This window comes from Paenibacillus sp. FSL E2-0178 (genome assembly GCF_038593005.1).
Classification (GTDB): domain Bacteria; phylum Bacillota; class Bacilli; order Paenibacillales; family Paenibacillaceae; genus Paenibacillus_AQ; species Paenibacillus_AQ phytohabitans.
The window spans coordinates 5,198,820-5,225,277 of the sequence record NZ_CP151953.1; the positions used below are offsets into that span (position 1 = coordinate 5,198,820).

Annotated in this window: 23 protein-coding genes; 18 read left to right on the forward strand and 5 right to left on the reverse strand. The window is 53.7% G+C overall.

Going from position 1 to position 26,458, the window contains the following annotated elements:
- The first annotated feature begins 126 nt into the window (after window positions 1–126).
- The 3 genes from MHI42_RS22615 to MHI42_RS22625 are packed head-to-tail and all read left to right on the forward strand — an operon-like array spanning window position 127 to window position 3,663.
- Window positions 127–1,992: an ABC transporter ATP-binding protein gene (locus MHI42_RS22615; protein WP_342420722.1), complete on the forward strand. Its 1,866-nt coding sequence runs from the start codon at window positions 127–129 to the stop codon at window positions 1,990–1,992.
- Entirely contained in the window at window positions 1,922–2,593 is a 672-nt protein-coding gene (locus MHI42_RS22620) for a response regulator transcription factor (protein WP_042140278.1), read from the forward strand. Before MHI42_RS22615 ends, MHI42_RS22620 begins: the two co-directional genes overlap by 71 nt.
- Window positions 2,594–2,595: 2 nt before the next feature.
- Window positions 2,596–3,663 (forward strand): HAMP domain-containing sensor histidine kinase, encoded by a 1,068-nt coding sequence (locus tag MHI42_RS22625; protein WP_171720701.1) that lies wholly within the window; start codon window positions 2,596–2,598, stop codon window positions 3,661–3,663.
- On the opposite strand, the gene MHI42_RS22630 is transcribed toward MHI42_RS22625, so the two are convergent.
- The 3 genes from MHI42_RS22630 to MHI42_RS22640 all read right to left on the reverse strand — a co-directional run bounded on the left by MHI42_RS22630 (window position 3,656) and on the right by MHI42_RS22640 (window position 6,733).
- Entirely contained in the window at window positions 3,656–4,399 is a 744-nt protein-coding gene (locus MHI42_RS22630; protein WP_076247587.1) for an SDR family oxidoreductase, read from the reverse strand. The two genes, MHI42_RS22625 and MHI42_RS22630, sit on opposite strands and share 8 nt — an antisense overlap.
- Before the next feature lie 19 nt (window positions 4,400–4,418).
- Entirely contained in the window at window positions 4,419–5,018 is a 600-nt protein-coding gene (locus MHI42_RS22635; RefSeq protein ID WP_342420723.1) for a TetR family transcriptional regulator, read from the reverse strand.
- A 110-nt stretch (window positions 5,019–5,128) separates the two neighbouring features.
- Complete coding sequence (locus MHI42_RS22640) at window positions 5,129–6,733, reverse strand: PLP-dependent aminotransferase family protein (RefSeq protein ID WP_342420724.1); 1,605 nt, start codon at window positions 6,731–6,733, stop codon at window positions 5,129–5,131.
- A gap of 214 nt (window positions 6,734–6,947) precedes the next feature.
- On the opposite strand from MHI42_RS22640, the gene MHI42_RS22645 reads away from it, so the two are divergent.
- The 4 genes from MHI42_RS22645 to MHI42_RS22660 all read left to right on the forward strand — a co-directional run bounded on the left by MHI42_RS22645 (window position 6,948) and on the right by MHI42_RS22660 (window position 11,067).
- On the forward strand, window positions 6,948–7,559 hold the full coding sequence (locus MHI42_RS22645) for a LysE/ArgO family amino acid transporter (protein ID WP_171720799.1): 612 nt from the start codon (window positions 6,948–6,950) through the stop codon (window positions 7,557–7,559).
- A 176-nt stretch (window positions 7,560–7,735) separates the two neighbouring features.
- Window positions 7,736–9,130, forward strand: a complete 1,395-nt coding sequence (locus tag MHI42_RS22650) for a helix-turn-helix transcriptional regulator (RefSeq protein ID WP_342420725.1) — start codon at window positions 7,736–7,738, stop codon at window positions 9,128–9,130.
- A gap of 349 nt (window positions 9,131–9,479) precedes the next feature.
- Window positions 9,480–9,659 carry an aspartyl-phosphate phosphatase Spo0E family protein gene (locus MHI42_RS22655; RefSeq protein ID WP_042140272.1) on the forward strand — a complete coding sequence of 60 codons (180 nt, stop codon included), beginning with the start codon at window positions 9,480–9,482 and terminating at the stop codon, window positions 9,657–9,659.
- A gap of 52 nt (window positions 9,660–9,711) precedes the next feature.
- Window positions 9,712–11,067: a helix-turn-helix transcriptional regulator gene (locus MHI42_RS22660; protein WP_342420726.1), complete on the forward strand. Its 1,356-nt coding sequence runs from the start codon at window positions 9,712–9,714 to the stop codon at window positions 11,065–11,067.
- A gap of 105 nt (window positions 11,068–11,172) precedes the next feature.
- Here the strand turns inward: MHI42_RS22660 and moaA are convergent, their stop codons facing one another.
- The gene (moaA, locus tag MHI42_RS22665; protein WP_039309112.1) at window positions 11,173–12,174 is read right to left on the reverse strand and encodes a GTP 3',8-cyclase MoaA; all 1,002 of its coding nucleotides are present in this window, start codon (window positions 12,172–12,174) and stop codon (window positions 11,173–11,175) included.
- Window positions 12,175–12,558: 384 nt separating this feature from the next.
- Here moaA and MHI42_RS22670 point away from each other — a divergent pair, with 384 nt between their 5' ends.
- From MHI42_RS22670 to MHI42_RS22680, 3 genes are all read left to right on the forward strand, one after another.
- Complete coding sequence (locus tag MHI42_RS22670; RefSeq protein ID WP_039309109.1) at window positions 12,559–13,254, forward strand: molecular chaperone TorD family protein; 696 nt, start codon at window positions 12,559–12,561, stop codon at window positions 13,252–13,254.
- 204 nt (window positions 13,255–13,458) lie between these two features.
- Complete coding sequence (gene cls / locus MHI42_RS22675) at window positions 13,459–14,967, forward strand: cardiolipin synthase (protein ID WP_042140271.1); 1,509 nt, start codon at window positions 13,459–13,461, stop codon at window positions 14,965–14,967.
- A gap of 117 nt (window positions 14,968–15,084) precedes the next feature.
- Window positions 15,085–15,258, forward strand: a complete 174-nt coding sequence (locus tag MHI42_RS22680) for a hypothetical protein (protein WP_342420727.1) — start codon at window positions 15,085–15,087, stop codon at window positions 15,256–15,258.
- Between the two features lie 178 nt (window positions 15,259–15,436).
- On the opposite strand, the gene MHI42_RS22685 is transcribed toward MHI42_RS22680, so the two are convergent.
- A complete protein-coding gene (locus MHI42_RS22685) occupies window positions 15,437–16,981 on the reverse strand; it encodes a phospholipase D family protein (protein WP_342420728.1) in 1,545 nt (514 codons plus the stop codon).
- A 282-nt stretch (window positions 16,982–17,263) separates the two neighbouring features.
- On the opposite strand from MHI42_RS22685, the gene MHI42_RS22690 reads away from it, so the two are divergent.
- The 8 genes from MHI42_RS22690 to crtI (MHI42_RS22725) all read left to right on the forward strand — a co-directional run bounded on the left by MHI42_RS22690 (window position 17,264) and on the right by crtI (MHI42_RS22725) (window position 26,449).
- Entirely contained in the window at window positions 17,264–18,193 is a 930-nt protein-coding gene (locus tag MHI42_RS22690; protein ID WP_342420729.1) for a MerR family transcriptional regulator, read from the forward strand.
- A 209-nt stretch (window positions 18,194–18,402) separates the two neighbouring features.
- Window positions 18,403–19,959 (forward strand): phytoene desaturase family protein, encoded by a 1,557-nt coding sequence (gene crtI / locus MHI42_RS22695; RefSeq protein WP_342420730.1) that lies wholly within the window; start codon window positions 18,403–18,405, stop codon window positions 19,957–19,959.
- Entirely contained in the window at window positions 19,956–21,476 is a 1,521-nt protein-coding gene (crtI, locus tag MHI42_RS22700; protein ID WP_342420731.1) for a phytoene desaturase family protein, read from the forward strand. The genes crtI (MHI42_RS22695) and crtI (MHI42_RS22700) overlap by 4 nt, the downstream gene beginning before the upstream one ends.
- The gene (locus MHI42_RS22705; protein ID WP_042140267.1) at window positions 21,469–22,326 is read left to right on the forward strand and encodes a phytoene/squalene synthase family protein; all 858 of its coding nucleotides are present in this window, start codon (window positions 21,469–21,471) and stop codon (window positions 22,324–22,326) included. The genes crtI (MHI42_RS22700) and MHI42_RS22705 overlap by 8 nt, the downstream gene beginning before the upstream one ends.
- Before the next feature lie 2 nt (window positions 22,327–22,328).
- Complete coding sequence (locus MHI42_RS22710; protein WP_340985033.1) at window positions 22,329–23,114, forward strand: carotenoid biosynthesis protein; 786 nt, start codon at window positions 22,329–22,331, stop codon at window positions 23,112–23,114.
- Window positions 23,083–23,823: a lysophospholipid acyltransferase family protein gene (locus MHI42_RS22715; RefSeq protein ID WP_342420732.1), complete on the forward strand. Its 741-nt coding sequence runs from the start codon at window positions 23,083–23,085 to the stop codon at window positions 23,821–23,823. Before MHI42_RS22710 ends, MHI42_RS22715 begins: the two co-directional genes overlap by 32 nt.
- The gene (locus MHI42_RS22720; protein WP_342420733.1) at window positions 23,820–24,977 is read left to right on the forward strand and encodes a glycosyltransferase family 2 protein; all 1,158 of its coding nucleotides are present in this window, start codon (window positions 23,820–23,822) and stop codon (window positions 24,975–24,977) included. Before MHI42_RS22715 ends, MHI42_RS22720 begins: the two co-directional genes overlap by 4 nt.
- Window positions 24,974–26,449 carry a phytoene desaturase family protein gene (gene crtI / locus MHI42_RS22725; protein WP_342420734.1) on the forward strand — a complete coding sequence of 492 codons (1,476 nt, stop codon included), beginning with the start codon at window positions 24,974–24,976 and terminating at the stop codon, window positions 26,447–26,449. Before MHI42_RS22720 ends, crtI (MHI42_RS22725) begins: the two co-directional genes overlap by 4 nt.
- Window positions 26,450–26,458: the final 9 nt, after the last annotated feature.

A 26,458-nucleotide genomic window follows, 5' to 3' on the forward strand; every position in this document is an offset into this window, starting at 1 on the left:
AATTACAAATCAATGGAAATTTAACAGTTTAATTTCAGTTTACAAAGCACAGTTATTCTAGGTTGGAAGGCGGAAGCGGGACATCAGCTGTTCCTGACATCTATCCGCCGGAAAAGGGGATTAACCATGAAGAACACTCAAGCACCGCAGAAGCAGGGAGCCGCGATGAAACCGTTCCTGAAGCTGCTGCACGAAACCAAACCCTCCTACATGCTGCTGGCACTGGCTCTGGGCCTCAGTATGATTTCGACCCTCGTGGGTCTTGTTATTCCAATGTTCACGAAGAACCTGGTCGACGGCTTCTCGCTGGCTTCGATCAGCAAGCTGCAGATTGCCGGAATTGCCGGAGCTTTCATCGCACAGACCCTTGCCGGCGGCGTCTCGATATATCTGCTGAATGCGGTCGGGCAGAAGATTGTCGCCGGACTTAGGGACCGGCTGTGGCGCAAATTCCTTGTGCTGCCTGTGTCCTATTACAATGAGAACCGGACAGGTGAAAGTGTCAGCCGGATGACCAATGATACGGGAATTCTCAAGACACTGATCTCGGAGCATCTGGCCAGCCTCTTTACCGGCGTGATCTCCATTGTCGGTTCAATCTCTGTCCTGCTCTTCCTGAACTGGAAAATGACGCTGGTACTGTTCACCGTCCTCCCGCTGTCCGCGCTGATTCTGGTACCGCTGGGCCGGCAGATGTACAAAATATCAAAAGGCACACAAGATGAGACAGCCTCCTTCACCGCCACACTTAGCGGTGTATTGTCTGAAATCCGGCTGGTTAAATCCTCAGGAGCCGAGCAGAAGGAATATGAAGCCGGACGAAGCGGAATTATGAACCTGCTGTCCTTCGGCATCCGTGAGGGCAAAATCAGCGCGATGATCAGCCCGCTGGTCTCCTTCGTCTTCATGATGCTGCTTGTGGTAATTATCGGCTATGGCGGAATGCAGGTGTCCTCGGGGGTTCTGACCGCCGGTGAGCTGGTGGCCTTCATTCTGTATCTGATCCAGATTATTATGCCGCTGACCCAGCTGACTCAATTCTTCACGCAGCTTCAGAAGGCCAAAGGTGCCTCGGAGCGGATTATCGAGACGCTTGCGGCAGAGGAAGAAGTGTATGAAGGTGTAGAAGAGGCTGGCAGCGTGGAAGGCCCAATCGATGTGGAAGACCTCAGCTTCGGATACAAAACGGGCGAGAAAGTGCTGAACAAGATAAGCTTCACGATGCTGCCGGGCCAGGTGACAGCGATTGTCGGTCCAAGCGGCGGCGGTAAAACGACGCTGTTCTCGCTGCTGGAACGATTCTATGAGCCGCAGAGCGGTGTTATCCGGATGGGCGGCAAGCCGGTATCGATGTTCTCCCTGAAATCCTGGCGTAAGCGGATCGGGTATGTCTCACAGGAAAGTCCGCTGCTGGCCGGAACGATTGCCGAGAATCTGGGATATGGACTGGACCGCGAGATCAGTAAGGAGGAGCTGCAGCGTGCTGCGGCCATGGCATACGCTGACGGCTTCATTGCAGAGCTTCCGGATGGGTACAATACGGACGTCGGCGAACGCGGAGTGAAGCTGTCCGGCGGACAGCGGCAGCGGATCGCCATTGCCAGAGCGCTGCTGCGCGATCCGAAGATTCTCATGCTCGATGAGGCAACGTCCAGTCTGGACAGTCAGTCGGAAGCCGTTGTACAGAAGGCACTGGGCAATCTGATGCAGGGCAGGACCACGATTGTCATTGCCCACAGACTGGCTACAGTCGTCAATGCGGACCAGATTATATTTATGGAGAAGGGCCGGATAACCGGCAAGGGAACACATGAAGAGCTGCTGCGGGATCATGAGCTGTACCGTGAATTTGCCGAGCAGCAGCTGCAGATGAATACGCCGGAGCTTCAGGGCAGTGTGATAGAGGAGGGTTCTACAGGAAATGGCCAAAATACTGGTAGTGGACGACGATCCGCACATCCGCGAATTGGTGGGAGTCTTTCTGAGAGCTGAAGGCATGGAAGAAGTGCTGAGTGCCTCCGATGGGCTGGAGGCGCTGCGGCTGCTCGAAGAGACCCCGGCCGATCTGGCGATTATTGATGTCATGATGCCGAATATGGACGGCTGGGAGCTGTGCCGGGAGCTGCGCAAGCAGTATGACTTCCCGATCCTGATGCTGACAGCTAAAGGTGAAACCTCACAGATTGTCAAAGGCTTCGAGCTCGGTACAGACGACTATCTGGTCAAGCCGTTCGAGCCGCCCGTACTGATCGCCAGAGTGAAGGCGCTGCTGAAGCGGTACCAAATTTCTGCCGCCCAGAGCGTTACCGTAGGGAGCCTGCGGATGAACCGCAGAACATATGAGGTTGTATCCGAGCATGGCGATATTACGCTGCCGCTTAAGGAATTTGAATTGCTGTTCAAGCTGGCCAGTTATCCGGGTCAGACACTGACACGCGACCGGCTGATTGAAGAGATCTGGGGTTATGATTTTGAAGGGAATGAGCGGACGCTGGATGTGCATGTGGGCCGTCTGCGCGAGCGGTTTCCCCGGGATAAATTCGGGTTCGCCATCCGCACGATCCGGGGCCTTGGCTACCGGCTGGAGGGATAAGCATGCTGGACAGAATCAGAAAAGTATGGAAGAAAATCAATGTGATTGCGCCTATAGCCGGCATATTGACGATGCTCTTTATCTCCTGGAACGGAAGCTATTTCGGCTCAAGGCTGCTGGTCCGGCATTTCGGCTGGTCCTTCTCCGAATACGGCTATCATCTGTTTATTATGGGCATGCAGGTGATTATCTTCTTCTGCGTGGCTGGCGCCATCGCTTTCGCTACCCGCGGGCAGGACCAGAGATTCTATGTGCCGATCCTGACGGCGATGCGGCAGATTTCCAAAGGTGATTTCAAAATCGAACTGGAGAACAGCGGCCAGTACCGGCAGTTTGGCGGTATTGTAGAGGGGATTAACGAAATGGCCACTGAGCTGAGCCGGATGGAGACGATGCGCCAGGACTTCATCTCTAACGTATCGCATGAGATCCAGTCGCCGCTGACCTCCATCCGCGGGTTCGCCGCAGCTCTGCAGGATGACAGCCTCAGTACCGAGAGCAGGAAGCATTACCTGGATATCATTGAAGCGGAGAGCCGCCGCCTGTCCGGCCTGAGCGACAATCTGCTGAAGCTGTCGGCACTGGAGGCAGAGAGCTTCCCGTTCGAGCGGAAGCCCTACAGGCTGGATAAGCAGCTGCAGGAGATGATCCTGGCTTCAGAGCCGCAGTGGCTGGGCAAGGATATTGAGGTAGAGGCAGATCTTGCAGAAACCACCGTGGTTGCGGTAAAAGACCTGCTCAGCCAGGTGTGGACCAACCTGCTGCATAACAGCATCAAGTTCACCCCGCGGGGCGGACGGATTACCGTCTCCTTGCGCATCTCAGAGGAGCAGATTGAAGTGGAGGTGAAGGACAGCGGAATCGGCATTGCCGAAGAGGAGCTGCCGCGGATCTTCGAACGCTTCTATAAAGTGGACAAATCCAGAAGCGTCAGCGGGGGCGGCGGAAGCGGGCTGGGACTGCCGCTGGTGAAGAAAATCGTTGAACTTCACGAAGGCAGCATACAGATAACAAGCCGTCCCGGTGAGGGGACGGCTTCAGTCGTACGTATACCTCTGCAAGTCAGATGAATCCGCCATTGACGCGGAGGGTCTGGCCGGTAATCCACCCGGAGCCTTCTCCGGCCAGGAAGCTGACCACGCCGGCAATATCCTCCGGCTGGCCCAGACGTCCGAAGGCATTGCCCTTCTTCAGCCCTTCCAGTACGGCCTCTGATTTGCCCTCCAGGAACAATTCTGTGGCTACTGGTCCTGGTGCCACCGCATTGATGGTGATGCCTTTGCTGCCGAACTCCTTGGCAAGCTGGCGGGTGAATTGCTCAACCGCACCTTTGGTGCCGGCATAAATACTGTAGGCCGGGAACATCTGGCCGTTGACGGAAGTGGAGAAATTAATAATCCGCCCGCCCTGTTCGAGGTGATAGAAGGCCTGCTGGCAGGAGAAGTAGGTGCCCTTGACGTTGATGGCGAACTGCTTGTCGAATTGCTCCTCAGTAGCTTCTCCGATCAGGGAGTTCATCATAATCCCCGCATTATTGACCACGATATCGATCTTTCCATAGAGCGCCTTGGTCTCCTTGAATAGCTGTTCAATCTGGGCAGGCTTGCTGATGTCTGCCTGCAGGGCAGCGGCTGTTCCGCCGCCCGCCCGAATGGCCGTCACTACGTCATCTGCCTGGGCGGGACTGCTCGAATAGTTGATGATAACGGAAGCGCCCTGCTCCGCCAGCCGCTCAGCGACACTCCGCCCGATTCCTCTCGATGATCCGGTAACAATAGCCACCTTGCCTTGCAATGGTTGTGTCATTAGTAGTTCCTCCTTGAATTTAATGTTCGGATAATCCTCTTTCCAGCAGTGTCCAGAGCTGGGCGAATTCCTGCATGATGCCCGGGCTGCGCCACTCATAGGCGTGCGCCGGATGGTGAAAGCGTGCGGTGCCATAGAGGACTGAACGTGCCTGTACCGCCGCCGGGATACTCCGTGATATAAGACCTTGTTCCATGCCCTGGGCAATGAGAAGGTCAATGTGATCGAGAAGCTTCCGGATGTGGACTTCAACAAGTGCTGCCGATTCTTCAGTAACGGCTGCATACATTTTGAACATCTCGCTGTCCTGTGAAGCATGATGCTGCTTAAGCTCTACGAGCTTAGCGATATAATCTCTAAGCTGCCCCAAGGCATTGGTTGTGGGTATCGCGGCAATTTCAGTTAGCGGAGCTACAATCATCTCCTCCAGCCACCGTTCCGTTACCGCCTCCCGCAACGCAGCTTTGCTGGGGAAATGCCGGTAAAGGGTTCCATGACTTACGCCCAGCAGCTTCGCTACATCAGTGACTGAAGCCTTGTCCGGCCCGTATTTGCGCAGGGTTTGTTCAGCGGCATTAAGGATTTCTGTTTTGCTCAAAAAAGAGCTTGATTTATTCACGGGTAACTTCCCCTTCCTGTGCAAGAAGCATAACATAGCGTATAACAAATGACAAATAATTATTTTTGTCATTTGTTATGCGCTATTTGTTATCCGGCTATTCGTGTTATTCATGGAGCTTCCCTGATTAAATTTGCCAGCAGGGCAATTCCGCGCTCCAGTTCTGCCGGAGAAGCATAAGCGTAGGACAGTCTGAGGTGCCCGCGGTCACTGCGGTCGTACAGATCGCCTGTATTCAGCAGCAATCCGGCGCGCAGGGCTGCAGTGAACAGCTTGCGCGGAGGCACAGGATGCAGGAGGGACAGCCAGATGTAGAATCCGCCTGCCGGTACATTCCAGGCTGCCAGTCCGGCACAATGAAGCTGCAGCAGCTCCAGCACAAGATCACGGCGCTCCCGGAGTCTGCCGCGCAGCACCTGCAGATGCTCCTCATGATAGCCGTCCTCAAGCCAACTGGCGGCAGCCAGCTGTGACAGGGAGCTTGCGCCGTAATCACTCTGCATTTTGATATCTGCCAGCCGCCGGACCACCGGCTCCGGGCCGACAATCCAGCCTATGCGCAGGCCGGGGCTGGCTGCCTTGGACAGGGTGCCCAGATGCAGCACTCTGCCCTCGCGGTCCAGCGCCTTCAGCGGCAGCGGAGGCGGTGCATCCAGCCACAGCTCCTGATAGGCACCATCCTCCAGAATAGGCAGCCCCAGGCTGCCTGTGACCTGCATGAGCTCCCGGCGCCGCCCGGCATCCATCAGAATTCCGGTGGGATTGTGAAAGGAAGGGATACTGTAGAGCATCGCCGCCTTGCTGCGGACAGCCTCAGCTGTAAGATGCTCCGGGATCAGCCCGCGTCCGTCCATGGGCAGCCCGCTGAATTTCACCCCAGCAGACTGAAAGGCATGAATCGAATACAGATAGGACGGCTTCTCCAGCAGGATCGATGAGCCGCGCGGCAGAAGGCCCAGAGCAATAAGCTGGAGTCCCTGAAGTGCCCCGGAGGTGATAAGAATGGAGGCGGGGTCGGCTGCAATGCCGCTTCGGGCCAGCATCCGGCTTACCGCAGCCCGCAGCGCCGGATTGCCGAGCGGTTCCTCATAAGAGAGCGGTGGAAGAATGCGCTGCGCGAGCCCGGCCAGCACCTGGTTCATCGCCGCCCCGGGCAGCAGCTCCGGCGCAGGCTCACCGGTGCCGAGGCGGATCAGACCCGGCTCATATTCGAGCCGGTTGATATCCTGTACGGTAGGCAGGTTGGGATAGTGAATCCCCTCCTCCACATAATCATTCCAGTTGCCCGTCCGCTCCATTGCTGCCGGAGCCGTGACCGTATCTGAACCGCCGGCGGGCCGGATGGCGGAACGTGTATCCGCTACAACTACGGTCCCGCCGCCGCGTCTGCCCTCAATCAGGCCCAGCGCTGTAAGCTGGCCCAGCGCCGTGACCACCGTGCTGCGGTTAACACCGAGCATGCGGCAGAGCTCACGCTGCGGAGCCAGCCGCATCCCGGGAGGCCAGGCCCCGCTGCTGATCTTGGCGAGGAAGTAGGAGGATATCTGACTATGAAGCGGCAGCGGGGAAGCCGGGTCCGGCTTCCATGTGCCTTGAAGGACAGGGAGTGAGCCGTCCGGCTCCTTTTCAAGAGCGGCAGGTGCGGGAGCTTCAGGGTGACCGGAAGAACCGGCAGTGCTTAAGTCTGGATGATCTGGCGGATGCTGATGTGTCAAGGGACGGGCTCCTCTTTTGTGGTTTCTTTCCTTGAGTGTACCATGGTTCATAGTCGTCTATTAAGCTTGGCTGGGTATGAGACGGACAACTTGGATGGTTACGGCAGCCTCTGCACCAGAGTACGATCAGAATGCGTTAACCGGGAAGAAGCAAGAAGCTGTGGAGGCTTGTCCATCCGGCAGCATCACAGCTTATATGAAGGAGGAAGAAGTTATGACGGAAGCCATTGTACATGGAATCATTCTGGCCTTCGGGCTTATTCTGCCGCTGGGCGTGCAGAATATATTCGTATTCAATCAAGGGGCACAGCACGCGAGATTCCGCAGTGTGCTGCCTGTAGTTCTGACGGCAGCGGCATGCGATACGCTGCTTATAACCGCAGCAGTAGGCGGTATTTCTCTGGTCATTCTATCGCTGGACTGGGTCACGCCCCTTATATACAGTGCGGGAATCCTGTTTCTCTGCTTCATGGGCTGGAGAATCTGGCGCTCTTCTCCGGCGCAGGAAGAGGCGGGGCGCCTCTCTCCGAAGGGACAGATGCTGTATGCACTGTCCGTTTCCCTCTTGAATCCGCATGCGCTGCTGGATACGGTGGGCGTCATCGGTACAAGCTCGCTGCAATATGACGGTATGGTGCGCTGGGCTTTCGCGGCGGCTACGGTGGCCGTCTCCTGGATCTGGTTCCTGGGTCTTGCCGCTGCGGGCCGCCTGCTCGGCAGGATGGATGCCTCCGGTAAGGTGATTAAGAGGCTGAATACCGCTTCAGCACTATTGATCTGGGCGATCGCCGTCTACATGGGAATACAGCTGTGGCGGAGCTTTTAACGCCAATTTAGCCATGCAGAACCGGATTCGGCAACCGGGTTGCCAAACTGTTTCGAAAACTTCACACATTCATAATTTATCTGAATCTAGTCTATTGACCCTTGGAATATAATCGCCTACTATACAGATATAAACACAAAATTCTAAATTATGGGATTCGGAAGGGTGGTGTTTCCTTGGAGCCTGCAGCCACGATTCGAGATCAGCTAGTGGATTATTTATCAAAGCATGAGCTGTCCATCAATCAGTTTGCCATAAGATCCGGCATTAATTCCGGGACATTAAGCCGGATTATTAATGGTCATCAGCCGATTGCCATGAGCCATCTGGAGTTAATTACTGCAGGGATGGGGGTACGCGAGGACTATTTTTACAGTTTATATGTAGATGAATGCTTCTATCATTCGGCACCGACCTGGCGGCGGCTTCGGCCTTTTATTGTAAAGTGTGCAGAGCTTGGGCGCATGGACTGTATCGAGCTTCTTGTACATAATCTGCTTGATAATCTGACCTATGTTCCCATGTTGTTCGAAGTAGCCGAAGGATTGTTTCAGCAGGGGTATTGGCCGGGGGCAGCACTGCTCTACGAGAATGTAAGCGCCAGCGAGAAATACCAGTACTCCGAACGGTTGGCTATGTGCCAATACCGCCTGTTCCAGATTGCACTTGGAGATGATCAGAGCACGAACCTGCGCGCTGCTACTCTGTTTGAGAGCTACATCCCGCGTTTGGATGAGGCGGACCAGCTGGATGCGTTGAAGCAACTGGTGGTTGTTTATTATTCACTCCGTCAGTGGAAAAAGGTGGACGAATTAGCTCAGGAACTTCTTCGACTTGCTACGATTCAGTATGATTACCTGGGGCATTCGAAGCGCACCAACGTTCCTGAGAAGAAAGCTATTTATCCTGTATACTATTATATTCTGTATTCCCATCTTATGCGTTCATGCGCTTGTGTTGAGTGGGAAGACTACGATAATGCACTGAACCTTATTAAACTCTATATTGATGGAAGCTGGATAAGGGAAGATAGCGAGGAAACTCGGAAAATTTTAGCTCAATTTAAAGAATGGGGCCAGGCTAATACTTATCTCTATCGGCTGTTGGCAGGTCAACAAGAGGTAATACCGGAATATGTCGAGTATATTTCAACCCAATCCAATGAGATATTTATGGCTCTATATAGAATTATTCAATCGGCAAATCGCTATCTTTGGAATGTTGATCATGTTCTCGACAGGTTTTCTAACTATGTGTTGAATAAAACAGATCTTAAAGAACTTGGTACTCACAATCCACAAGTTATAGCTGACCAATATGCTAGATTTCTTATTGAATTGGCGACTTATTATTTAGATAATAATCGAAGTGGAGGGGTTAAACTCATACTGCTAAGTTTGGAATCATCCACTAAAATAAATAGTGAGAGTATAGTAATGAAATGTGTTGATTTATTTGAACAACATCGGCATGAGGCGGAAAAGGAAGAGAAGGAACAATACAAACTTCTGATTAGAAAGGTGATGGATGAAAATGAGAAGAAAACTCATTATGCTGTTAGCTTCGTGTAGTTTAGCCGCTCTGATTATTTTACCTGTTGGTACTGTCGATAGCGGTGTTGTGAATACACAAGTTTTAATTCAAGTTAATTCGCACGGAGCTGGTGACTGATAACAGCCTCTTTGTTTAAAAGGTATAATTAGATTTAATCGATTACTTTTTAGTATTTATGTTTGATCGCTATCCTAATTCTTATTAATCCGGACAAGGCGTTCCTGATATTCCAGGGACGTCTTTTTTATGGACAACCCATGATTTAATTAGCGCCCATGTAACCACGTTAACAGGTAATGCGTTCAGACTAACATTTTATTATTTTACATAAATATCTATAATATTGCATAAGGAGGCGGGATTTCCATGTATAGTCCGGCAAGTGTCAGAATTCGTATTGAGAGAGCTAGAAGCAAGCTACATAAGTTGCAAGTCCAATATGGCGGTTTTGGTCATCCTAAGGTAATACGGCAATCCGTAGTGCTGGATGAACTGCTTAATTCTTATGATAATACCTACCGGATGAAGAAAAGGCCGCCTGCTTAGCAGTAACTGAACAGATGAAGTGAAACAACAGAGTAGTTAGATCTAATATTCTATGGATAAGCGTGTGAAAAGGGTGATAAATACTGTGGAGCATACAGTCAAAATCCGGGACGAAATAGCAGCGTATCTCTTCAGGCATAACCTGTCCATTAATCAATTTGCTATCATCAGCGGCATACATTCCGGTACACTCAGCCGGGTGATGAAGGGTCAGCAGGCCTTGGCGATGAATCATCTGATCCGTGTTACACGCGGGATGGGACTTCCCGAGGACTACTTTTACAGTAAGTATGTGGATGAATGTCTGTATGATTCGGCACCAACCTGGCGGCGGCTGAGGCCGTTCCTGCTGCAATGTGCGGCGCTGTCACGTCTGGACTGTATTGAGCGGATTGTACAGAATTTGCTGGATAATCTTCTCTATGTACCGCTGCTGTTTGAGGTCGCCGAGGAATTATTTGAGCAAAAGAGCTGGCAGGCGGCAGCATTAATCTATGAAAATGTGGGAGCCAGCGAGAAATACCAGCATTCCGAGCGTCTGGCGCTCTGTCAATATCGGTTGTTCTTAATAGGTCTCAGCGATGATCAACACAAAAATTTAATTGCAGCTACTTTATGTGAAGGTTATGTGGGCAGACTGGACGAGGTCAATCAATTAGATGCTTTACATCAGTTGGCTAATACGTATTTCTCATTACATGAATGGCAAAAGGTAATGGAATTAGCGGATGAAATGGTGAGGATTGCTTCTCATCTGTATGAGCTACATAGAGAGTCAGGCCGTACGACAAATAATGGACAGGTACACAAAAGACCATTATATGCATATATTTTATACGCCCAGCTGCTTCGTGCCTCTGCATTTGAAGCGTGCGGGGATTATAGATCTGCGCTTGAGATTGTGCCCCTGTATATGAATTATAGCTGGATAAGGGAAGACACTGAGGAAGCAAGGAGGATTATCGCCCAATACCAGGAATGGGGAACGGCCAATACTTATCTCTATCGCTTGTTGGATGGACAAATCGAAGTGCTGGATGAGTACGTAGAGTACATTTCTACCCGGGAAAATGAGATCTTTACGGCACTATTCAAAATTATTGAATCGGCCAATCGTTACAAGTGGAACGTAGATCATATTCTGCAGAGATTTGCGGGCTATATTCCCTACCGGAAAATTTACAGTGTCTTTGGTGAGCATAACAAATTGATTCATAACGAAAATTATGCTCAGTTCCGCCGCGAGCTGGCAACCTATTATCTGGCCCGCAGACGTTATAAAGGCGATGACGTGACCATGCAGGGTGTGGACCTATCCGCCAAAATAGACTGTGAGCGTAATGTGATCCGGGGAACCTTATCCGTGGATTTTGAGATATCGATTTCGGATATCACTAAACTCGGCTGAGGATTGAGGAAAAGCATTCCCTTTGAATATTCATGCAAAACGGCTGAGAACCCCTCCGGGGAATCTCAGCCGTTTATTTGTTCAACCGGTAATGCCGCCCTGCGGTTAGCCGCCGATCTGTGACATGCGGCGGGCGGTAGGCGTATGGCTCTGCGCTTTACGCTCCAGGGCCAGCGCCATTTCATGATTATGCGGCTTGTTGCCGAGCGCCTGGCGGAAAAGAGCCTGCACCGCAGCAGGATCACTTATCAGTGGCCGCACATTATATTCATCCTCCCAGTAAAGGCAGGCTTTGATGTTGCCGTCGGCGGTGAGGCGCAGCCGGTTGCAGTTATCGCAGAAGTGCTCGCTTACCGGATGGATCAGTCCGAAGGTTCCTTTTGCCCCGGTGACACGCCGGTTCTGGGAGGGGCCATTCCCGGAAGGCATATCGGCTTCCTCGGTAGTCCAGCCTGCTTCATTGCAGGCTTCCACTACCGTTTCTAGCGGGAGATAGGTCTGCCGCCAGGCATCGCTTGCGCTGCCGATCGGCATATATTCGATGAAACGTACATTCAGCGGGCTGTTCAGCGTCAGGGCGATGAAGTCCTTGATCTCATCATCATTAATACCCTTCATCAGCACGACATTCAGCTTGATCGGCGACAGGCCGGCCGCTTCGGCGGCTTCAATCCCCTTCAGCACTTTGGCGACATCGCCGCCGCGGGTGATCATGGAGAACCGTTCCTGCCGAAGGGAGTCCAGGCTGATGTTCACCCGTGACAAGCCCGCCTGCTTCAGGGCTGCGGCTTTGGCCGGAAGCATCAGACCATTCGTAGTTAACGATATATCTTCAATACCGGGTATAGCGGAGATCATGGATACCAGCTTCTCCAGATCCTTACGGACCAGCGGTTCTCCGCCGGTCAGCCGGACCTTCCGCAGACCCAGCGGCGCAAGTGCTTCCACTACAGCGGTAATTTCCTCATAACTCATAATCTCGTCCTGCGGCTGGAATTGCATTCCTTCCGCAGGCATACAATAAATACAGCGCAGGTTGCAGCGGTCTGTAACCGAAATGCGGATGTAATCATGTATCCGTCCAAAAGGATCGGTCAGCGGCTCCATGGCACTACTCCTTCACCTGTTGAGTTTTATTTTAAATTTTAAAGACTTCATTCCTCTGCGTCAATGTGTACGGCTTCAGCTGGCCCAATCCGCAATTATGGAAGAGGAGGGAATGCATACAGCATAAGAAACGGACAACCTAAATAATATGTGACGAAAGATGAAAGACGCAGCCTAATTTTGACAAAAGTACGACAATTTCAGGGAATGGTCATAGAATGCTCACCGAAAGCGCTTAACAATTTCGATATAATTTAGGTGCGGAAGATTCAAACTTTATAACCTTTCACTTTTGCGAAGAACACAGCTATGATACCGGAAAGTTCAGGCGGCGACCTTAAGGAAGCCCCGGCGTCCGGCAAACCAATAGGGAGGATTTGCAAAATGACTATACCTACAGTTCCATCACTTGTCGTGCCGGAGGTTTGTAGCCGCTGGCTGGAGAGTCGGGGATTAATATATCAGCTTCTGGTTGATTTCTACGGAAGAAAACCATCGCTCTCACTGGTCGCCCAGTGGAGCCGCAACCGTGAGATGAGTATTGCTGCAGAAATGACCGAAGGCGGACGTGAACTGAAGCGTTACCTGTGCAGCCAGGAGCCAGCAATGCTGCCGGCCATCTGTGAGAAAGAGAAGCTCGAATATAAGCGGCTGATGAATGAGCGTGCTGCCAGTACTTTTGTGGCCCGGGAAGCAGCCCAGCTCGGCCGTGAAGAAGAATTCTGTAACGTACTTTCCGATGTGTATGCTTCGGCAGGCATTGTGTTCAAGAAATGCAGCGGGGAAGCTGACGACCATATCGCCATTGAACTGGAATTCATGGCAGTCCTGCATGAACGGATGCTGTACAACAGCTTCTCCATCCGCAGTGCAATGGAGCTTCTGGAGATCCAGGAGAACTTCCTCGAAGAGCATCTGCTGAAATGGACACCGCAGTTCTGTGAACGGCTGAACGCAGCGACTGACAGCCCGCTATATCTTGGACTCAGCCACATGCTGGAGGAATTCCTGCCGCAGGATCTGCATATGCTGCGTGCCTGGAAGGCTTCGCTGGAGAGCAGTGCGGCGGCAATGGTCTAAACAGCTGAATAATCAAGGCGTCCTTCCGAAGTGGAAGGGCGCCTTATTTGTTGCTGCGGCAGGTTCAGCTTCCTGCGAAGAGGTTACAGTATTGTTGCAATTTAAGTTTCGTATAGGATTCCAGTAGGAAGAAACGGTGTCTTCATGTAATATATAAATGTGTCAGTTTAGTGATGAACGGTAGAACGAGAAGGTAGGTTGCATATGAGAAGAGGACTGCAGGCTTTAGTCATCATAGGGGCTATGCTGGCTTTTTATTACTTTGGATTTGGTATTTTTGGCAGTACGGCCGGAACGATCATCAGTATTTTCTCCACATTGACGGTTATCTCTATCGGGCTGGGTATCTTCATGGAGAACCGTAACCCTTCTACCACAATGTCCTGGATTCTGCTGCTGGCCTTGATTCCGGTGCTGGGACTCGTTTTCTATTTTCTGTTCGGACAGAATGTGTTCAAACGGCGCAAATACGATAAGAAGGCCCAGCGCGACCTGATGGCCTATGAACGGATTGAGAATGACGCGCTGCGCATGCACCAGGATTGGTCAGTGTTCAGTCCCGGGCGCCAAAAGCTGCTGGGATTGTCGCAGAGACTGGGACGTACGCCGATTTCCTTCAATTCAGAGACGCGTATCCTGACCAACGGTGAAGAAACCTTCGGGACCCTGCTGCTCGAGCTGCGTCAGGCCCAGCATCATATCCATATGGAATACTATATTTTCCGGGCGGATCATATTGGGACACGCATACAGCAGATTCTGATCGAGAAAGCCCGGGCGGGCGTAGCTGTCCGGTTTATGTATGATGCGGTCGGAAGCATTCAGCTGTCCAAGGCCTTCCTTAAGGAGCTCAGTGATGCCGGCGTTCAGGTGGCTGCCTATGGCAACTCAACCTCCTTTTTCTCCAGCCGGGTGAATTACCGGAATCACCGCAAAATTGTAGTCATCGACGGCGATGTCGGATTCATGGGCGGACTTAATGTTGGCGATGAATATTTGAGCCGCAGTAAGACTTACGGCTTCTGGCGGGATACGCATATGCTGCTGAGAGGTGAAGCGGTGCGGACGATGCAGATTATCTTCCTGCAGGACTGGATGCACACCACCGGTGAGAAAATATTGGAGCAGGATTACCTCTCCCCGCAGCTGCGCTTCACGACCGGCGACGGAGCGGTCCAGATTATTGCCAGCGGACCGGATAACGAGCGGCGTGCACTCAAGAATATCTTCTTCTCCATGATTGCCTCGGCGGAAAAGTCAGTCTGGATCGCCAGCCCCTACTTCATCCCCGATGAGGATATCCTGACCGCGCTGCGTGTGGCGGCGATGTCGGGTCTGGATGTCCGTCTGCTGTTCCCGGCCAAGCCGGATAAGTGGATTCCGTTCCTGGCTTCGCATTCCTACTTCCCGGCACTGCTGGAATCCGGGGTGAAGATTTATGAATATGAGAAGGGCTTCATCCACTCGAAGCTGCTGATTGCGGATGGGGAGATTGCTACCATCGGCACGGCCAACATGGATATGCGCAGCTTCCACCTGAACTTCGAGGTGAATGCGCTGCTGCTGCAGACCGAGAGTGTCTCGCGCATTGTCGCAGACTTCGAGCGTGACCTGCTCTCCACACGGCAGATTGTCCATGAGACCTTCATGGATAAAAGGCTGCTGGAGCGGCTGCTGGAATCGGCAGCCCGCCTGATGTCTCCGCTGTTGTAGTAAGGAGAATAGCTGAAAAGACCGCCGGATGGAGCTGCTGCTCTCCGGCGGTCTTTTTCTTATTTAGGGACTTATGATATTCCAGGAATCACTCTGAATCCTCTGGAAGTGGGCAGTGTGGGGAATTTAAAGGGAAAAATCCCTCTAATTCCGCCGAAAGTGGGCGATATGGGTGAATTAAAGGGAAAAATCCATCTAATTCCACCAAAAGAGGGCGATTTAGGAAAATTAAAGGGAAAAATCCCTCTAATTCCCGCAGATGCGGCCAAAGGAGCAAATGAGGAGCATTAGTGCACCTGAATTTACAGGGGCTACCCCAGAAGTCGCCCGAATGGAGCAATAAGAGTTGGCCTTAAATCTACATTAGCTGCACAGGTCGCGCACACCGCATAAGCTCCAGCTGATTCCCCATTAGGGTGATATTTATTTGTCCCAATAGAAGAATTTACAGGTTTCTGCTTGGGCATATTCAGAAGGTAGTGAGCCCGAGGCGGGTCTGCATCCGGTAGAGGAGATACTTAATCCACGTAATCTCACTCTGATATTCCTTCAGCGGCAGGCTGTACTCGGCTCCCTCGTTATTCCACAAACGGTTGAAGTAGCTCTCCATTTCAGCATATAGCGGCTGCCCCTGCGGCACGGATACCCAAAGGTTATTCTCCAGATTATAGTCGTCCAGATTACGGGCCGTGAAATTCGTTGATCCGCCCAGAACGATGGAGTTGCCGGCTGCCTTGGCGATGAACAACAGCTTGCTGTGATACTGCTCCTTGCCCGTATTGTACCAGCGGATTGCGATATTCCCCTTAGACTTCCGGTTCAGCTCCATCGCAACCGGGCGGTTTGGGATACCGATTTTGTCCCGTCCGAAGGCATTCTGATTGGGATCCAGCAGCAGCCTTACTTCTGCGCCGCGTGCGTCAGCCGCCAGCAGGGCATCAATAATTCCGTCGTCCGCCAGATAGAACATACCCATCCAGATGACATCCCCCTGCCCTGCTGCCTTGATATCATCCAGAGCGTACCTGTACACCTTGCCTTCGGTCAAATAGCGGACCTCGAGCTGCGGCTCCCTGGCGGGGAGGGCTTGCTGCTTGAAGTCCGGTGTCCTGCTCAGCAATGGGCCCGCTCCCGAGAGGTTCGCGGCAGCCTGCTCACTCTGCAGAATGTCAGCCAGAATGGGACCCTGCACCTCCAAGGCAATGTTAGAGTGATAGGCGCTGGCGTCATGCACATTCCCCGAAGAGATCAGCGCGGTGTTCTCACTGAGCACCACTTTGCGGTGATTGGCTTTGACATTGAGCAGTTTCAGATACGAACGCGCGGTAATATCGGGTCCTCCGCTGGCCATAAGATTGGGAATCCAGCCCTTGCCGGATTGTCCGAACCACTGAATGAAGGTCCGCCATACAGCGGAGTAGGCCGGGGTCGAGTCACGCAGCGTATCCACATCCGTCATAATAACCTTGATTCCGGCGGCTTTCATCTCTTCCAGCAGATGATTGGGCGCAGAGCTGTAATTGGTATTCACCTCATCGGTAATGAAGGCGATCTCCATCCCGGGATAGGCTGCTTTCTGGGCGATAAGCTTATCAGTAAGCTCCTGGCTGACTGCAGGGAACTGCTGGTCGGTGTGGGTATAGTCATTGAACAGGAACAGGTCGATTACAAGGAATTCTCTGGCTTCTCCAATAATCTGCAGAATTCTCGGGAGAATCTGTTCTTCTCTTGCTTCGGCCCCGCTGCTGTCCTGATAGGTCAAGTCGTGCCAGAAGGCTACATTCTCCACCTTATACGCAGGACTCTCCACGGAAATCCCGGGAGGCAGCGGTTTATGGGTCTGGTAGATCATTACCCCGGCTAACCATACCAAAAGAAGGATGACGGCAATCAGTATCTTGGAGCGGCGTCGCAGAATAAACTGTGGTTTCCGCTTGCGGGGTGACGTAATCGCACCGGAAGCTATAATTAGCTGCGACTGTTCGGGCGTAATGGAGCGGCTGCCTTGATTCATGGGATGATCCTCCTGGGTGCTGCGGAGCCAGAGTCCTTAGGTCTTGGCGCCGGCATTGTAACTACCTATTAACGCCCGCTGAGGAGAAGTGAAGCAGTTGGCTGCAAAATCATCTGAAAGATCTATTTTTGCTAAAATCACCGGATTTATACCGTATCGTTCCTGTAAAGCAGGGTTATACAAGTTCTAATGACATACAGTAGAAGCAAATGTATAATGAGTGTAAATAATTTGTATAAGGTTTGAATCTTCAGAAGTATTCAGTGTAAATAGGAAAAGAGTGTGAGATACATCGTGTATTCCATCAAACAGGTCGTCGAAATGCTCGATATTCCTTCGGTCACTCTGCGGGCATGGGAGAACAGGTACCAGGCTGTTGTTCCGGAACGTACCGAATCGGGCTACAGGCTGTACAGCCAGGAGAATATCGAGGACCTTCGCTGGTTGAAGGAACAGACGGACAAGCAGGGCATCAGTATTTCCCATGCCGTGCGGATGCTGAAGATGCGTAAGCAGAAACATCTGGATGAACGTCTGAACGCGGCGGGCGGCGACCCCAGAGATGCCATTGACAAAATGAAGCAGCAGATCTATACAGCCCTGCACGAAATCCAGGGCGAGCGGGCGGATGCATTGATCGATTTCGGGTTCTCATTGTACGGCTATGAGGCTATGGTATATCAGGTGCTTGTGCCGGTGCTGGTCAAGGTTGGCGATGCCTGGGAAGAAGGGACGGCAACGGTAGCCCAGGAGCATTATATGACGCATATGATCTCTAACCGGCTGTCCCAGTTTTTTCATGTGTTTCCCGTTTATGCGCATTTGCCGAAGGTGCTCGCCTTTTGTCCGGCGGGAGAGCATCATCAGATAGGGCTGCTGCTGTTCTCGCTTTTCCTGCGTAAGAACGGGGTTGAGGTCATTTACCTGGGGGCCAATACGCCGGAGGAAGGTGTTATGGATATGCTGGAGAAGCAAGGCCGGATCGGGGCAGTCTGTCTGTCCGTTACGGATGAAGAGCTTGTGCCGTACTGTGAAGATTTGCTTGGACGGCTCGCTAGCATGCACCCGGAGCTGCAATTTATTGTCGGCGGCAAAGGATATGAAACGGCCGGTCCTGGGGCCACCAGGGCGACCTATAAACTGGATGAGCCCCCGGAGCAGTGGCAAGCCTGGTTTGACCGGGAGTTTGCCCGAATGAAGCATAGAATGTAGCTTTTAGAACCGATCGGTACCCCTTGAGGGCCGGCCGGTTCTTTTTTGCTTTTACAGGCTGCGAACTCTAATTATTGGAAGTCGGATTGCTGATATTTACATGGCGCTGCAAAGTATGTATGATATTTGTATCATACTTGTATAGTTTTTGTATAATGTTTGAAAAGAGTTATCTGCCTCAAGACAGACAGCTATAAGGAGGAAGGCGCTTGACTGGACCCAAACGTACCGCGAAAGTTGCAATAATAGGCGCTGGACCAGGCGGGCTGGCTGCAGCTATGCTGCTGGCCGCCGAAGGCTACGCAGTGGATCTCTATGAGAAGCAGGATACAGTTGGCGGAAGATCGGGAGAGCTCAAGCTGGGCAGCTACCGTTTTGACCGGGGGGCTACCTTTTTGATGATGCCGCATCTGCTGGAGGAGCTGTTCGCCCTGGCAGGACGTTCCGTGCATGATTACGTGTCCTTGAAGCCGCTTGATCCGCTATATTCACTGCATTTCGGAGATACCGTATTTACACCTTCTACGGACCAGGAGCAGACTGCCGGAGAGATTGAGCGATTGTTTCCCGGCAACGGGAGCGGCTACCGCCGGTTTATGGCCGATGAAGCCGACAAGCTGGAGCGAGTCATTCCGCTGCTGCAGCGTCCGTTTCAATCCCTGGGTGACTATATGAAAAGAGATGTACTGCACGCGTTGCCTAAGCTGAACGCCGCAGATAATGTATACAACCGGCTGTCCCGGTATTTCGATGATGAACGGCTGCGGTTCTCGTTTACCTTTCAGGCTAAATATCTGGGGATGTCGCCCTGGGAATGTCCCGGTACGTTCACGATCCTGTCCTATATGGAGCACCGTTACGGCTTGTACCATCCGATAGGCGGAATTAACCGTGTCCTTCAGGCGATGTCTGAGGTGATTCAGGAGCATGGCGGGCATGTGCACACCTCCAGCGGAGTGAAGCGCATAGTGGTCAAGAACGGGCATGCGGCAGGATTGCTGCTGGAGAACGGGGAGCGGGTGGAAGCGGATTACGTTGTGATCGGGGCCGACTTCGGCTCAGCGATGACGCAGCTGTTCGAGCCCGGCATTCTGAAGAAATACACCCCCCGCAAGGTTGCCCGGAAAAGATACTCCTGTTCAACAGCCATGCTGTATCTGGGTATCGATGGGGAGGTGGACCTTGGTCATCATTCGGTTCATTTCTCCGCCGATTACCGGCGTAATGTCGAAGAAATTACTAAGCTTGGGGTATTATCCGAAGACCCCTCCATATACGTCCATAATCCGTCGGTTATCGATAAGACGCTGGCGCCGCCGGGCAAGTCTTCACTCTATGTGCTGCTGCCGGTGCCTAATCTGAGCGCAGAGGTCAACTGGCAGCAGGCGAGTGCGGAAGTTGAAGCGCAGATGATGGAGCGCCTGGAGCAGATTCCCCAGCTTGCGGGAATAACCGGGCGGGTGGAAGAGAGCTTATTCTTCTCTCCGCTGGACTGGCAGAACAAGCTGAATGTATATAACGGCGCAACCTTTAATCTGGCCCATAATCTGGGGCAGATGATGCATTTGCGGCCGCACAACACCTTCGAGGAGGTGCGCGGCATCTGGCTGGTCGGAGGCGGAACCCATCCGGGCAGCGGCTTGCCGACGATCTTCGAGTCGGCGAAGATCAGTGCGCGGCTGCTGCGGGAGCACGACCAGGCCCTGCGGGGCAGCTTCACCGTGCCGGCCGGCGCTCCCGGCGCGGGCGCGGGGGTTCCGCTATGAGCCGCGTAGCCGTTGTGGGCAGCGGAATCGGCGGGCTGACCGCAGCGCTGCTGCTTACCCGGCAGGGGCATGAGGTTGTAATGTACGAGCGCGCAGAGCAGGTGGGCGGGCGTGTTGCCTTTGAAGAACAAGGCGGCTACCGGATTGACCGCGGGCCTACCATTGTGCTGCTGCCGGAGATGCTTCTGGATATTCTGGAGGAAGGCGGGCTGCCGCGCGGAAGTCTGGAGCTGCTGCGCTGTGATCCGCTTTACCGGGTTCACTTCAGGAGCGGGCGCGTGCTGACCAAATTCGCGGGGGCCGCAGAGCAGGAAGAGGAGATTGACCGGCTGTATCCCGGAGAAGGTAAGGGCTTCCTGCGGTTTATGGAAGATATGTCACACTTGTATCCAAAGGGCAGGGCTTCGTTTCTGGAGAGAGGCTATAAGAACGGGCGCGAATTTTTCAGCCCGGCCAATGTGTCGCTGATGGTCCGTCTGCAGGCGTACCGAAGTCTGCGCTCTGCTGTGGGGCAATATTTCAGGCATGAGGAGCTAAGGGATGCCTTCTCCCTGCAGAGCCTGTATATCGGCGGAGCCCCCTTCCGCACACCGGGAATCTATACGATGCTTCCCTACGCGGAGCATGCCTTCGGCATCTGGATGCTGAAGGGGGGATATGGCACCCTGCCGCAGATTATTGCCCGGGAGCTGGAGGGCCGCGGAGTACAGATTCATACCAGTACAGAAGTTGATTCCCTGATGGTAGAAGGGGGGAGATGCCGCGGGGTTGTTGTTCAAGGCCGGCAGATAACCTATGATGCCGTGCTGTACAACGGTGATTTCCCGCATATTGAGAAGCTGCTGCCATCCGGGTTGTTCAAGCGGGACAAGAATCTGGCCGGAACTACAAATAAGACAAGCGGCGCTACTGATAAACTGATCCGGCGCGGCAGCTTCACACCTTCCTCAGGCTGCCTGCTCATCTATGCAGCTGTATCCAAGCGCTGGCCGCAGTCTCAGGTTCACCAGTTCTTCTTGCCGGACAGTCTGGATAGCAGTCTCCATGAGGTGTTTGACCGCGGGCAGATCCCTGCTGATTCTTCATATTACGTGTTCAACCCGGTAGTGCTGGACGACAGTGCCGCTCCTCCCGGAGAAAGTATACTGTATTTCCTTGTCCCTGTTCCGGCAGCACCGGATAAGGATTGGGATGATATCGCCGAAGCACTGGCCGTCAAGGTGCTAAGGGATGCCGAGAAGCGCGGATTCCCGGGGCTTACCGCCAGTATAGTCTGGCGCAGGCTAAGAACGCCGGCGGATGCCCGTAAGGAAGGGATGTACGGGGGCGGGAGCTTCGGAATAGCCCCGATGTTAAGCCAATCCGGTGTATTCCGGCCTCAACCGAAGCCGTATCCGCTCCAAGGCCTGTATGCCGCAGGAGCATCCGTCCATCCCGGCGGCGGTGTGCCGATTGTGATGCAGGGAGCCAGGCTGGCAGTTCAAGAACTGATAAAGGAGATGAGCGGTCATGAATGAAAGGATATTGCAGCAATGTGAAGAACTGATGAAGAAAGGGTCTACTTCCTTTTATAAGGCTTTTAATTTTCTGCCAAGTCCCAGGCGTGAGGCAGTGCATGTTATTTATGCCTTCTGCCGGATTATTGATGACAGTGTGGATGAGCCTGACAGCTCACCGTACAGTATTCATGAACTGAAGGCGCATTTCAGGGATCTGGAGGAGGCGGACGGACATTTCATCTGGCCGGCGCTGCGCTGGCTGTTCAGCAGCTTCCCGCAGCTTCAGCGTGAGCCTTTTCACCTGCAGATGGAAGGCCAGATCAGAGATCTCTCCTTCACCCGGTACGAAACGATGGAGCAGCTGAAGAGCTACTGCTATCTTGTAGCGGGGACCGTAGGGGAAATGCTGCTGCCCGTTCTGCGGGATGATCAGAATGAAGCGGCACGGGCCGCAGGGATATCGCTGGGTATAGGCATGCAGCTGGTGAATATTATCCGTGATGTAGGCGAGGACCTGCGGAGAGGGCGGAGATATGTACCGCTTGAGGTTATGGAGCGACAGGGTTACAGCCAGCAGGAGCTGGAAGCCGGAGAGGTTAATGAGCCGTTTATCGCTGTGCTTCAGGAGCTTAGGGCGGAGGCGCTGCACTGGTTTGAAAAGGGCCTGGAGAATGTGCATACGTATCCCTGGGAGAGCGGCATGTCAATTGAACTCGCTGCCGCCTTCTATGCCGCCATTCTTGATGCCGTAGAGGCAGACGGCTATGACGTATTCCACAAGCGGTCTTATGTCAGCGATGAAGCCAAGCTCAAGCTGTTCAGGCGTACGGTAGTGCGCTATACCGGTATCACAACCGTGGTGGTGTAATCATGATCAGAACCCTATTTTGGATCTGGTATGGAGTCGGCGCTCTGCTGCTGATCTGGTTTGGGATTCCGGAAAGTCTGAGCTTTTCCAATGGTTTGTTTCTAGTCTTTTATGGTGCATATGCCGCGCATTTATTATCCTCCGGGCAGGCTTGGCCCTTCATGTCTGACTGGTCAGTCATATCTGTTGAACGCCGCCGTAAACTTTCCATGTGGCGTGCTGCAGGCCTGATCTGGATGGGAGGAATGGCTGTCGAATGGGTCGGCGTTCATTCAGGCCGGTTGTTCGGTGAGTATCACTACTCTACGGTGCTCGGACCTTTATTGTTTGGCGTGCCGGTTACGCTGGGCTTCGCATGGATCGCTGTCGTCTGCAATGCCGTACTTATCAGCTATGATTTCGGGCAGCGCGGCTTGCGCCTGCTGCTGCTGCGGGCTGTTCAGGTCGGCTTCTGGACGGTGCTTCTGGATCTGGTGCTTGATCCCGTTGCCCATGCCAGGAACTTCTGGCACTGGGAGGGAGTTGGCGGCTTCTACCAAGTCCCCTGGAGCAATTTCGGGGGCTGGCTGATTGCCGGCGCTGCCTTGTCCATGCTGCTGCCGGCTGTGCCGGTTACCTGCCTGGCGGCCCGCCGCGGTACCCGTCTGTATCAGGCGATTCTAATTCTGTTCGGTCTTATCAGTCTTACAGAGGGTCTGCCGGCCTGTGCAGTGATTGCCGGATTAGGCACTGCTCTGGCGGAAGGGAGCTTGCGTTATGCTGGAAGCCGTCAAGTCGGGAAGCTTTGACCGCTTGTTCTACCGCTATAATTCATTTTATCTGCTGCGCAGGCATTTCCATTCCATCGGAATATGCGGGGATTTGCAGCCTGCAGCGGCCGAAGGCAGAGGTATTCTCTATCTGATGAATCACAGTTCCTGGTGGGATGGCCTGCTCGCCTATCACGCGGCAGGGAAATTGGCGGGAAGCAGGCACTACTTCATGATGGAAGAGGAGCAGCTGCGCAAATATGCCTTCTTCCGGAAGCTTGGCGCCTACTCCATTAACTCCGGCAGTACGGGAGACTTGCGGGCTTCATTGCGTTATACAGCGGGACTGCTGCAGGCGGGAGAGAGCGTCTGGATGTATCCGGAAGGTGAGATTCTGCCGCTGGAGCATCGTCCGCTGAGCCTGAAAGAGGGGGCGGCACTGGTGCTGCGTCTCAGTCCGCTGACTGCGGTAGTGCCGGTAACGCTATATCATGGCCTGTTCCTCCATACCAAACCGGAAGCGACACTGCTCGCCGGAACCCCGCAGCTGCTCCCTTGGGCCGATATGGACCGCTCAGACATTGCCCGCAGCCTGGAGGCTGCGCTTGGCGAACAACTGGAGGCACACCGCAATCAGATTCTTAATCATAAAGGTTACATGCCGGAGGAATTCAGGCCGCTTCTGAAGAGGGGAAGATCCACCAATGAATGGCTTGACATGCTGAGGCCGGGCAGGGGGAGCCGATGATCACGGTCTTACAGATCATATCGGTTGTGCTGCTGCTCCAGCTGCTGTTTGCGGTGTGGAATGCAGCGCAGCTTCCCAAGCTGGGCGCGGGAATTAGCCGAGGGGCTTCAGAAGTACATCCGGTATCGGCAGCATCAGCAGTACGGCGCCTGTCCGTGCTGATCCCCGCACGGAATGAAGCGGATAATATTGCGGACTGCCTATCCTCTGTGCTGGCTTGCAGCACCAGCGGAAGGGAAGTGGAAGTAAGAGTGCTGGATGATTCCTCGGCAGACGGCACAGGAGCGATTGCCGCTGCAATCCTTGGAGACAGGGCATGTGTTATGCGGGGACGGGAGCTGCCGGAAGGCTGGCTGGGCAAATCCCATGCCTGTGCCCAGCTGGCGGAGGCTGCAGAGGGTGACTGGCTGCTGTTTCTGGATGCGGATGTCCGGTTGCAGCCGCTGGCTCTGGAGGCGGCCTTCACTGCGGCCGAAGCTCAAGGCGGCGGCATGGTCACAGGATTCCCCCGCCAGGTTACCGGCACATGGCTGGAGCGGCTGGTGGTTCCCCTGATGGTCTTCACGATCATCTGCCACCTGCCGGTTCCGCTCGTCCGCGGTTCAAGAGACCCGCGTTTTGTTGCGGCACATGGGGGCTTCATCCTGATCCACCGGGATACTTATGCCCGCTGCGGCGGGCATGAATCGATCCGTGGTGAACTGGTCGATGATATGGCGCTGGCCCGTGCGGTGAAGCGTGCTGGAGAACCGGTGACCCTCGCAGATATCACCGGTCATGCTTCAATGCGGATGTATCACAATGCCAGGGAAGTGTGGAACGGCTACCGCAAGAATATCTATGCCGGTATCGGCCGCAGCCCCGTGCTTCTGCTGGCTGTGCTTACGATGTATTTATCGCTCTATATGCTGCCGGTTGCGGCAGTCTTATACTATTGCATGACCGGGCAGCCTTCATCTGCGGTTATGCCGGCTGTTGCAGGGCTGGCCGGTATCGCCATCAAGCGGACCAGTGATGCGGCAGGCAGGCAGCCGGTCTGGTTCTGTTTGCTTTTGCCGGCCGGTATACTCTGCTTATCCTTAATTGCCGTGGCATCCTGGCGCGGAAGCCGGTCCCGCGGGGGCTACGAATGGAAAGGTAGGCGTTATTTATGAAACCGAAGGCTGTGATTATAGGTGCCGGATTCGGAGGGCTGTCCTGTGCGGTAACACTGGCCGTCAAAGGCTGGGAAGTAACCGTGCTGGAACGGCAGCAGCAGCCGGGCGGCAAGCTGCAGCGTGTCGAAGCGGGAGGATACATGTTCGACCGTGGCCCGAGCACCATTACGATGCCGCATGTCTTCCGTTCGTTGTATGAGCTTGCCGGGACCCGCATGGAGGAGTATGTCCGGCTGTATGAACTGGAGCCGCGAACCCGCAATGTATTTACTGACGGCTCAATCGTTGATTTCTCCCGCAATATCGGGGCTATGCAGGAGCAAATTGCGTCTTATAGTCCTGAAGATGCTGTGCGCTATCCAGACTTTCTGGCCGAAGCCTCGCGTCTATACGAGCTCAGCGGGCAGCAGTTCCTGAACAGGCTGCTGCTGTCCTGGCGGGACAAATTATCGCTGTCTCTTGTACGGGACCTGCTGCGCGTCAGGCCTTTTCTTAATCTTCATGGCCTGCTGCTCCGTTATTTCAGTCATCCGAACACCTTGGCTATGCTGGGACGTTATGCCACATATGTCGGTTCCTCGCCGTATCGTGCGCCTTCGATATTTGCGATGCTTGGACATCTGGAGATCAGGGAAGGGGTCTACGGTGTCAGGGGCGGGACCTATGAGCTGGTCAAAGGCTTAACTACACTTGCCCGGGAGCTGGGCGTACAGCTGGTTACAGGCACCGAGGTTACGGGGATTTCGGTAGTTTCCGGCGCTGTGGAAGGGGTGGATACGGCTCAAGGGTTCTATCCGGCCAAGACTGTTATAGCCGGCGGTGATGTGCTGAGCATCAACCGTATGCTGCTGCCCGAAGAGAACCGTCCGGGCATGACAGACCGCAAGATTGAAGCCTACGAGCCGTCCTTGTCCGGGCTGGTGACACTGGCGGGAGTGCCGCGCAGATATGATACCCTGCTGCATCATACGGTTTTTTTCCCTGAGAATTATGAACAGGAATTCAAGGATATCTTTGAGCATAAACGTCCTCCGCAGCAGCCTGCGGTCTATGTATGCCACTCGGGTTATTCCGAGCCTGAGCTGGCGCCGCCGGGCGGCAGCAATCTTTTTATACTGGCCAATGCGCCGTATCTGAGCCCTGCCTGTGACTGGAACGAAGAAACCGCTGCTTACGGGGAACGTGTGCTGTCCGTGCTGGAGGGCCATGGAATTACAGGGTTATCCCAAGCGGATGTCCTGCAGCGTTATACCCCCCGGGATATCGCTGAGGATACTCTCGCCCACCGGGGGGCCATTTACGGGATATCCTCCAATTCAGCGCGGCAGACCTTCTCCCGCCCGGGGAACCGCTCCAGGGACGTTAAGGGGCTCTGGTACGTCGGCGGAACTACACATCCCGGAGGAGGGACGCCGGTTGTATCCTTGTCCGGAAGGCTGGTGGGGGAGTATATTGCCGGGAGTCAATAAAAGACAGAA

Coding starts and splice junctions, on each gene's coding strand:
- MHI42_RS22615 (WP_342420722.1), top strand. CDS start 127: ATGAAGAACACTCAAGCACCGCAGAAGCAGGGAGCCGCGATGAAACCG.
- MHI42_RS22620 (WP_042140278.1), top strand. CDS start 1,922: ATGGCCAAAATACTGGTAGTGGACGACGATCCGCACATCCGCGAATTG.
- MHI42_RS22625 (WP_171720701.1), top strand. CDS start 2,596: ATGCTGGACAGAATCAGAAAAGTATGGAAGAAAATCAATGTGATTGCG.
- MHI42_RS22630 (WP_076247587.1), bottom strand. CDS start 4,399: ATGACACAACCATTGCAAGGCAAGGTGGCTATTGTTACCGGATCATCG.
- MHI42_RS22645 (WP_171720799.1), top strand. CDS start 6,948: ATGACGGAAGCCATTGTACATGGAATCATTCTGGCCTTCGGGCTTATT.
- MHI42_RS22655 (WP_042140272.1), top strand. CDS start 9,480: ATGTATAGTCCGGCAAGTGTCAGAATTCGTATTGAGAGAGCTAGAAGC.
- MHI42_RS22660 (WP_342420726.1), top strand. CDS start 9,712: ATGGATAAGCGTGTGAAAAGGGTGATAAATACTGTGGAGCATACAGTC.
- moaA (WP_039309112.1), bottom strand. CDS start 12,174: ATGGAGCCGCTGACCGATCCTTTTGGACGGATACATGATTACATCCGC.
- MHI42_RS22670 (WP_039309109.1), top strand. CDS start 12,559: ATGACTATACCTACAGTTCCATCACTTGTCGTGCCGGAGGTTTGTAGC.
- cls (WP_042140271.1), top strand. CDS start 13,459: ATGAGAAGAGGACTGCAGGCTTTAGTCATCATAGGGGCTATGCTGGCT.
- MHI42_RS22685 (WP_342420728.1), bottom strand. CDS start 16,981: ATGAATCAAGGCAGCCGCTCCATTACGCCCGAACAGTCGCAGCTAATT.
- crtI (WP_342420731.1), top strand. CDS start 19,956: ATGAGCCGCGTAGCCGTTGTGGGCAGCGGAATCGGCGGGCTGACCGCA.
- MHI42_RS22705 (WP_042140267.1), top strand. CDS start 21,469: ATGAATGAAAGGATATTGCAGCAATGTGAAGAACTGATGAAGAAAGGG.
- MHI42_RS22710 (WP_340985033.1), top strand. CDS start 22,329: ATGATCAGAACCCTATTTTGGATCTGGTATGGAGTCGGCGCTCTGCTG.
- MHI42_RS22715 (WP_342420732.1), top strand. CDS start 23,083: ATGCTGGAAGCCGTCAAGTCGGGAAGCTTTGACCGCTTGTTCTACCGC.
- MHI42_RS22720 (WP_342420733.1), top strand. CDS start 23,820: ATGATCACGGTCTTACAGATCATATCGGTTGTGCTGCTGCTCCAGCTG.
- crtI (WP_342420734.1), top strand. CDS start 24,974: ATGAAACCGAAGGCTGTGATTATAGGTGCCGGATTCGGAGGGCTGTCC.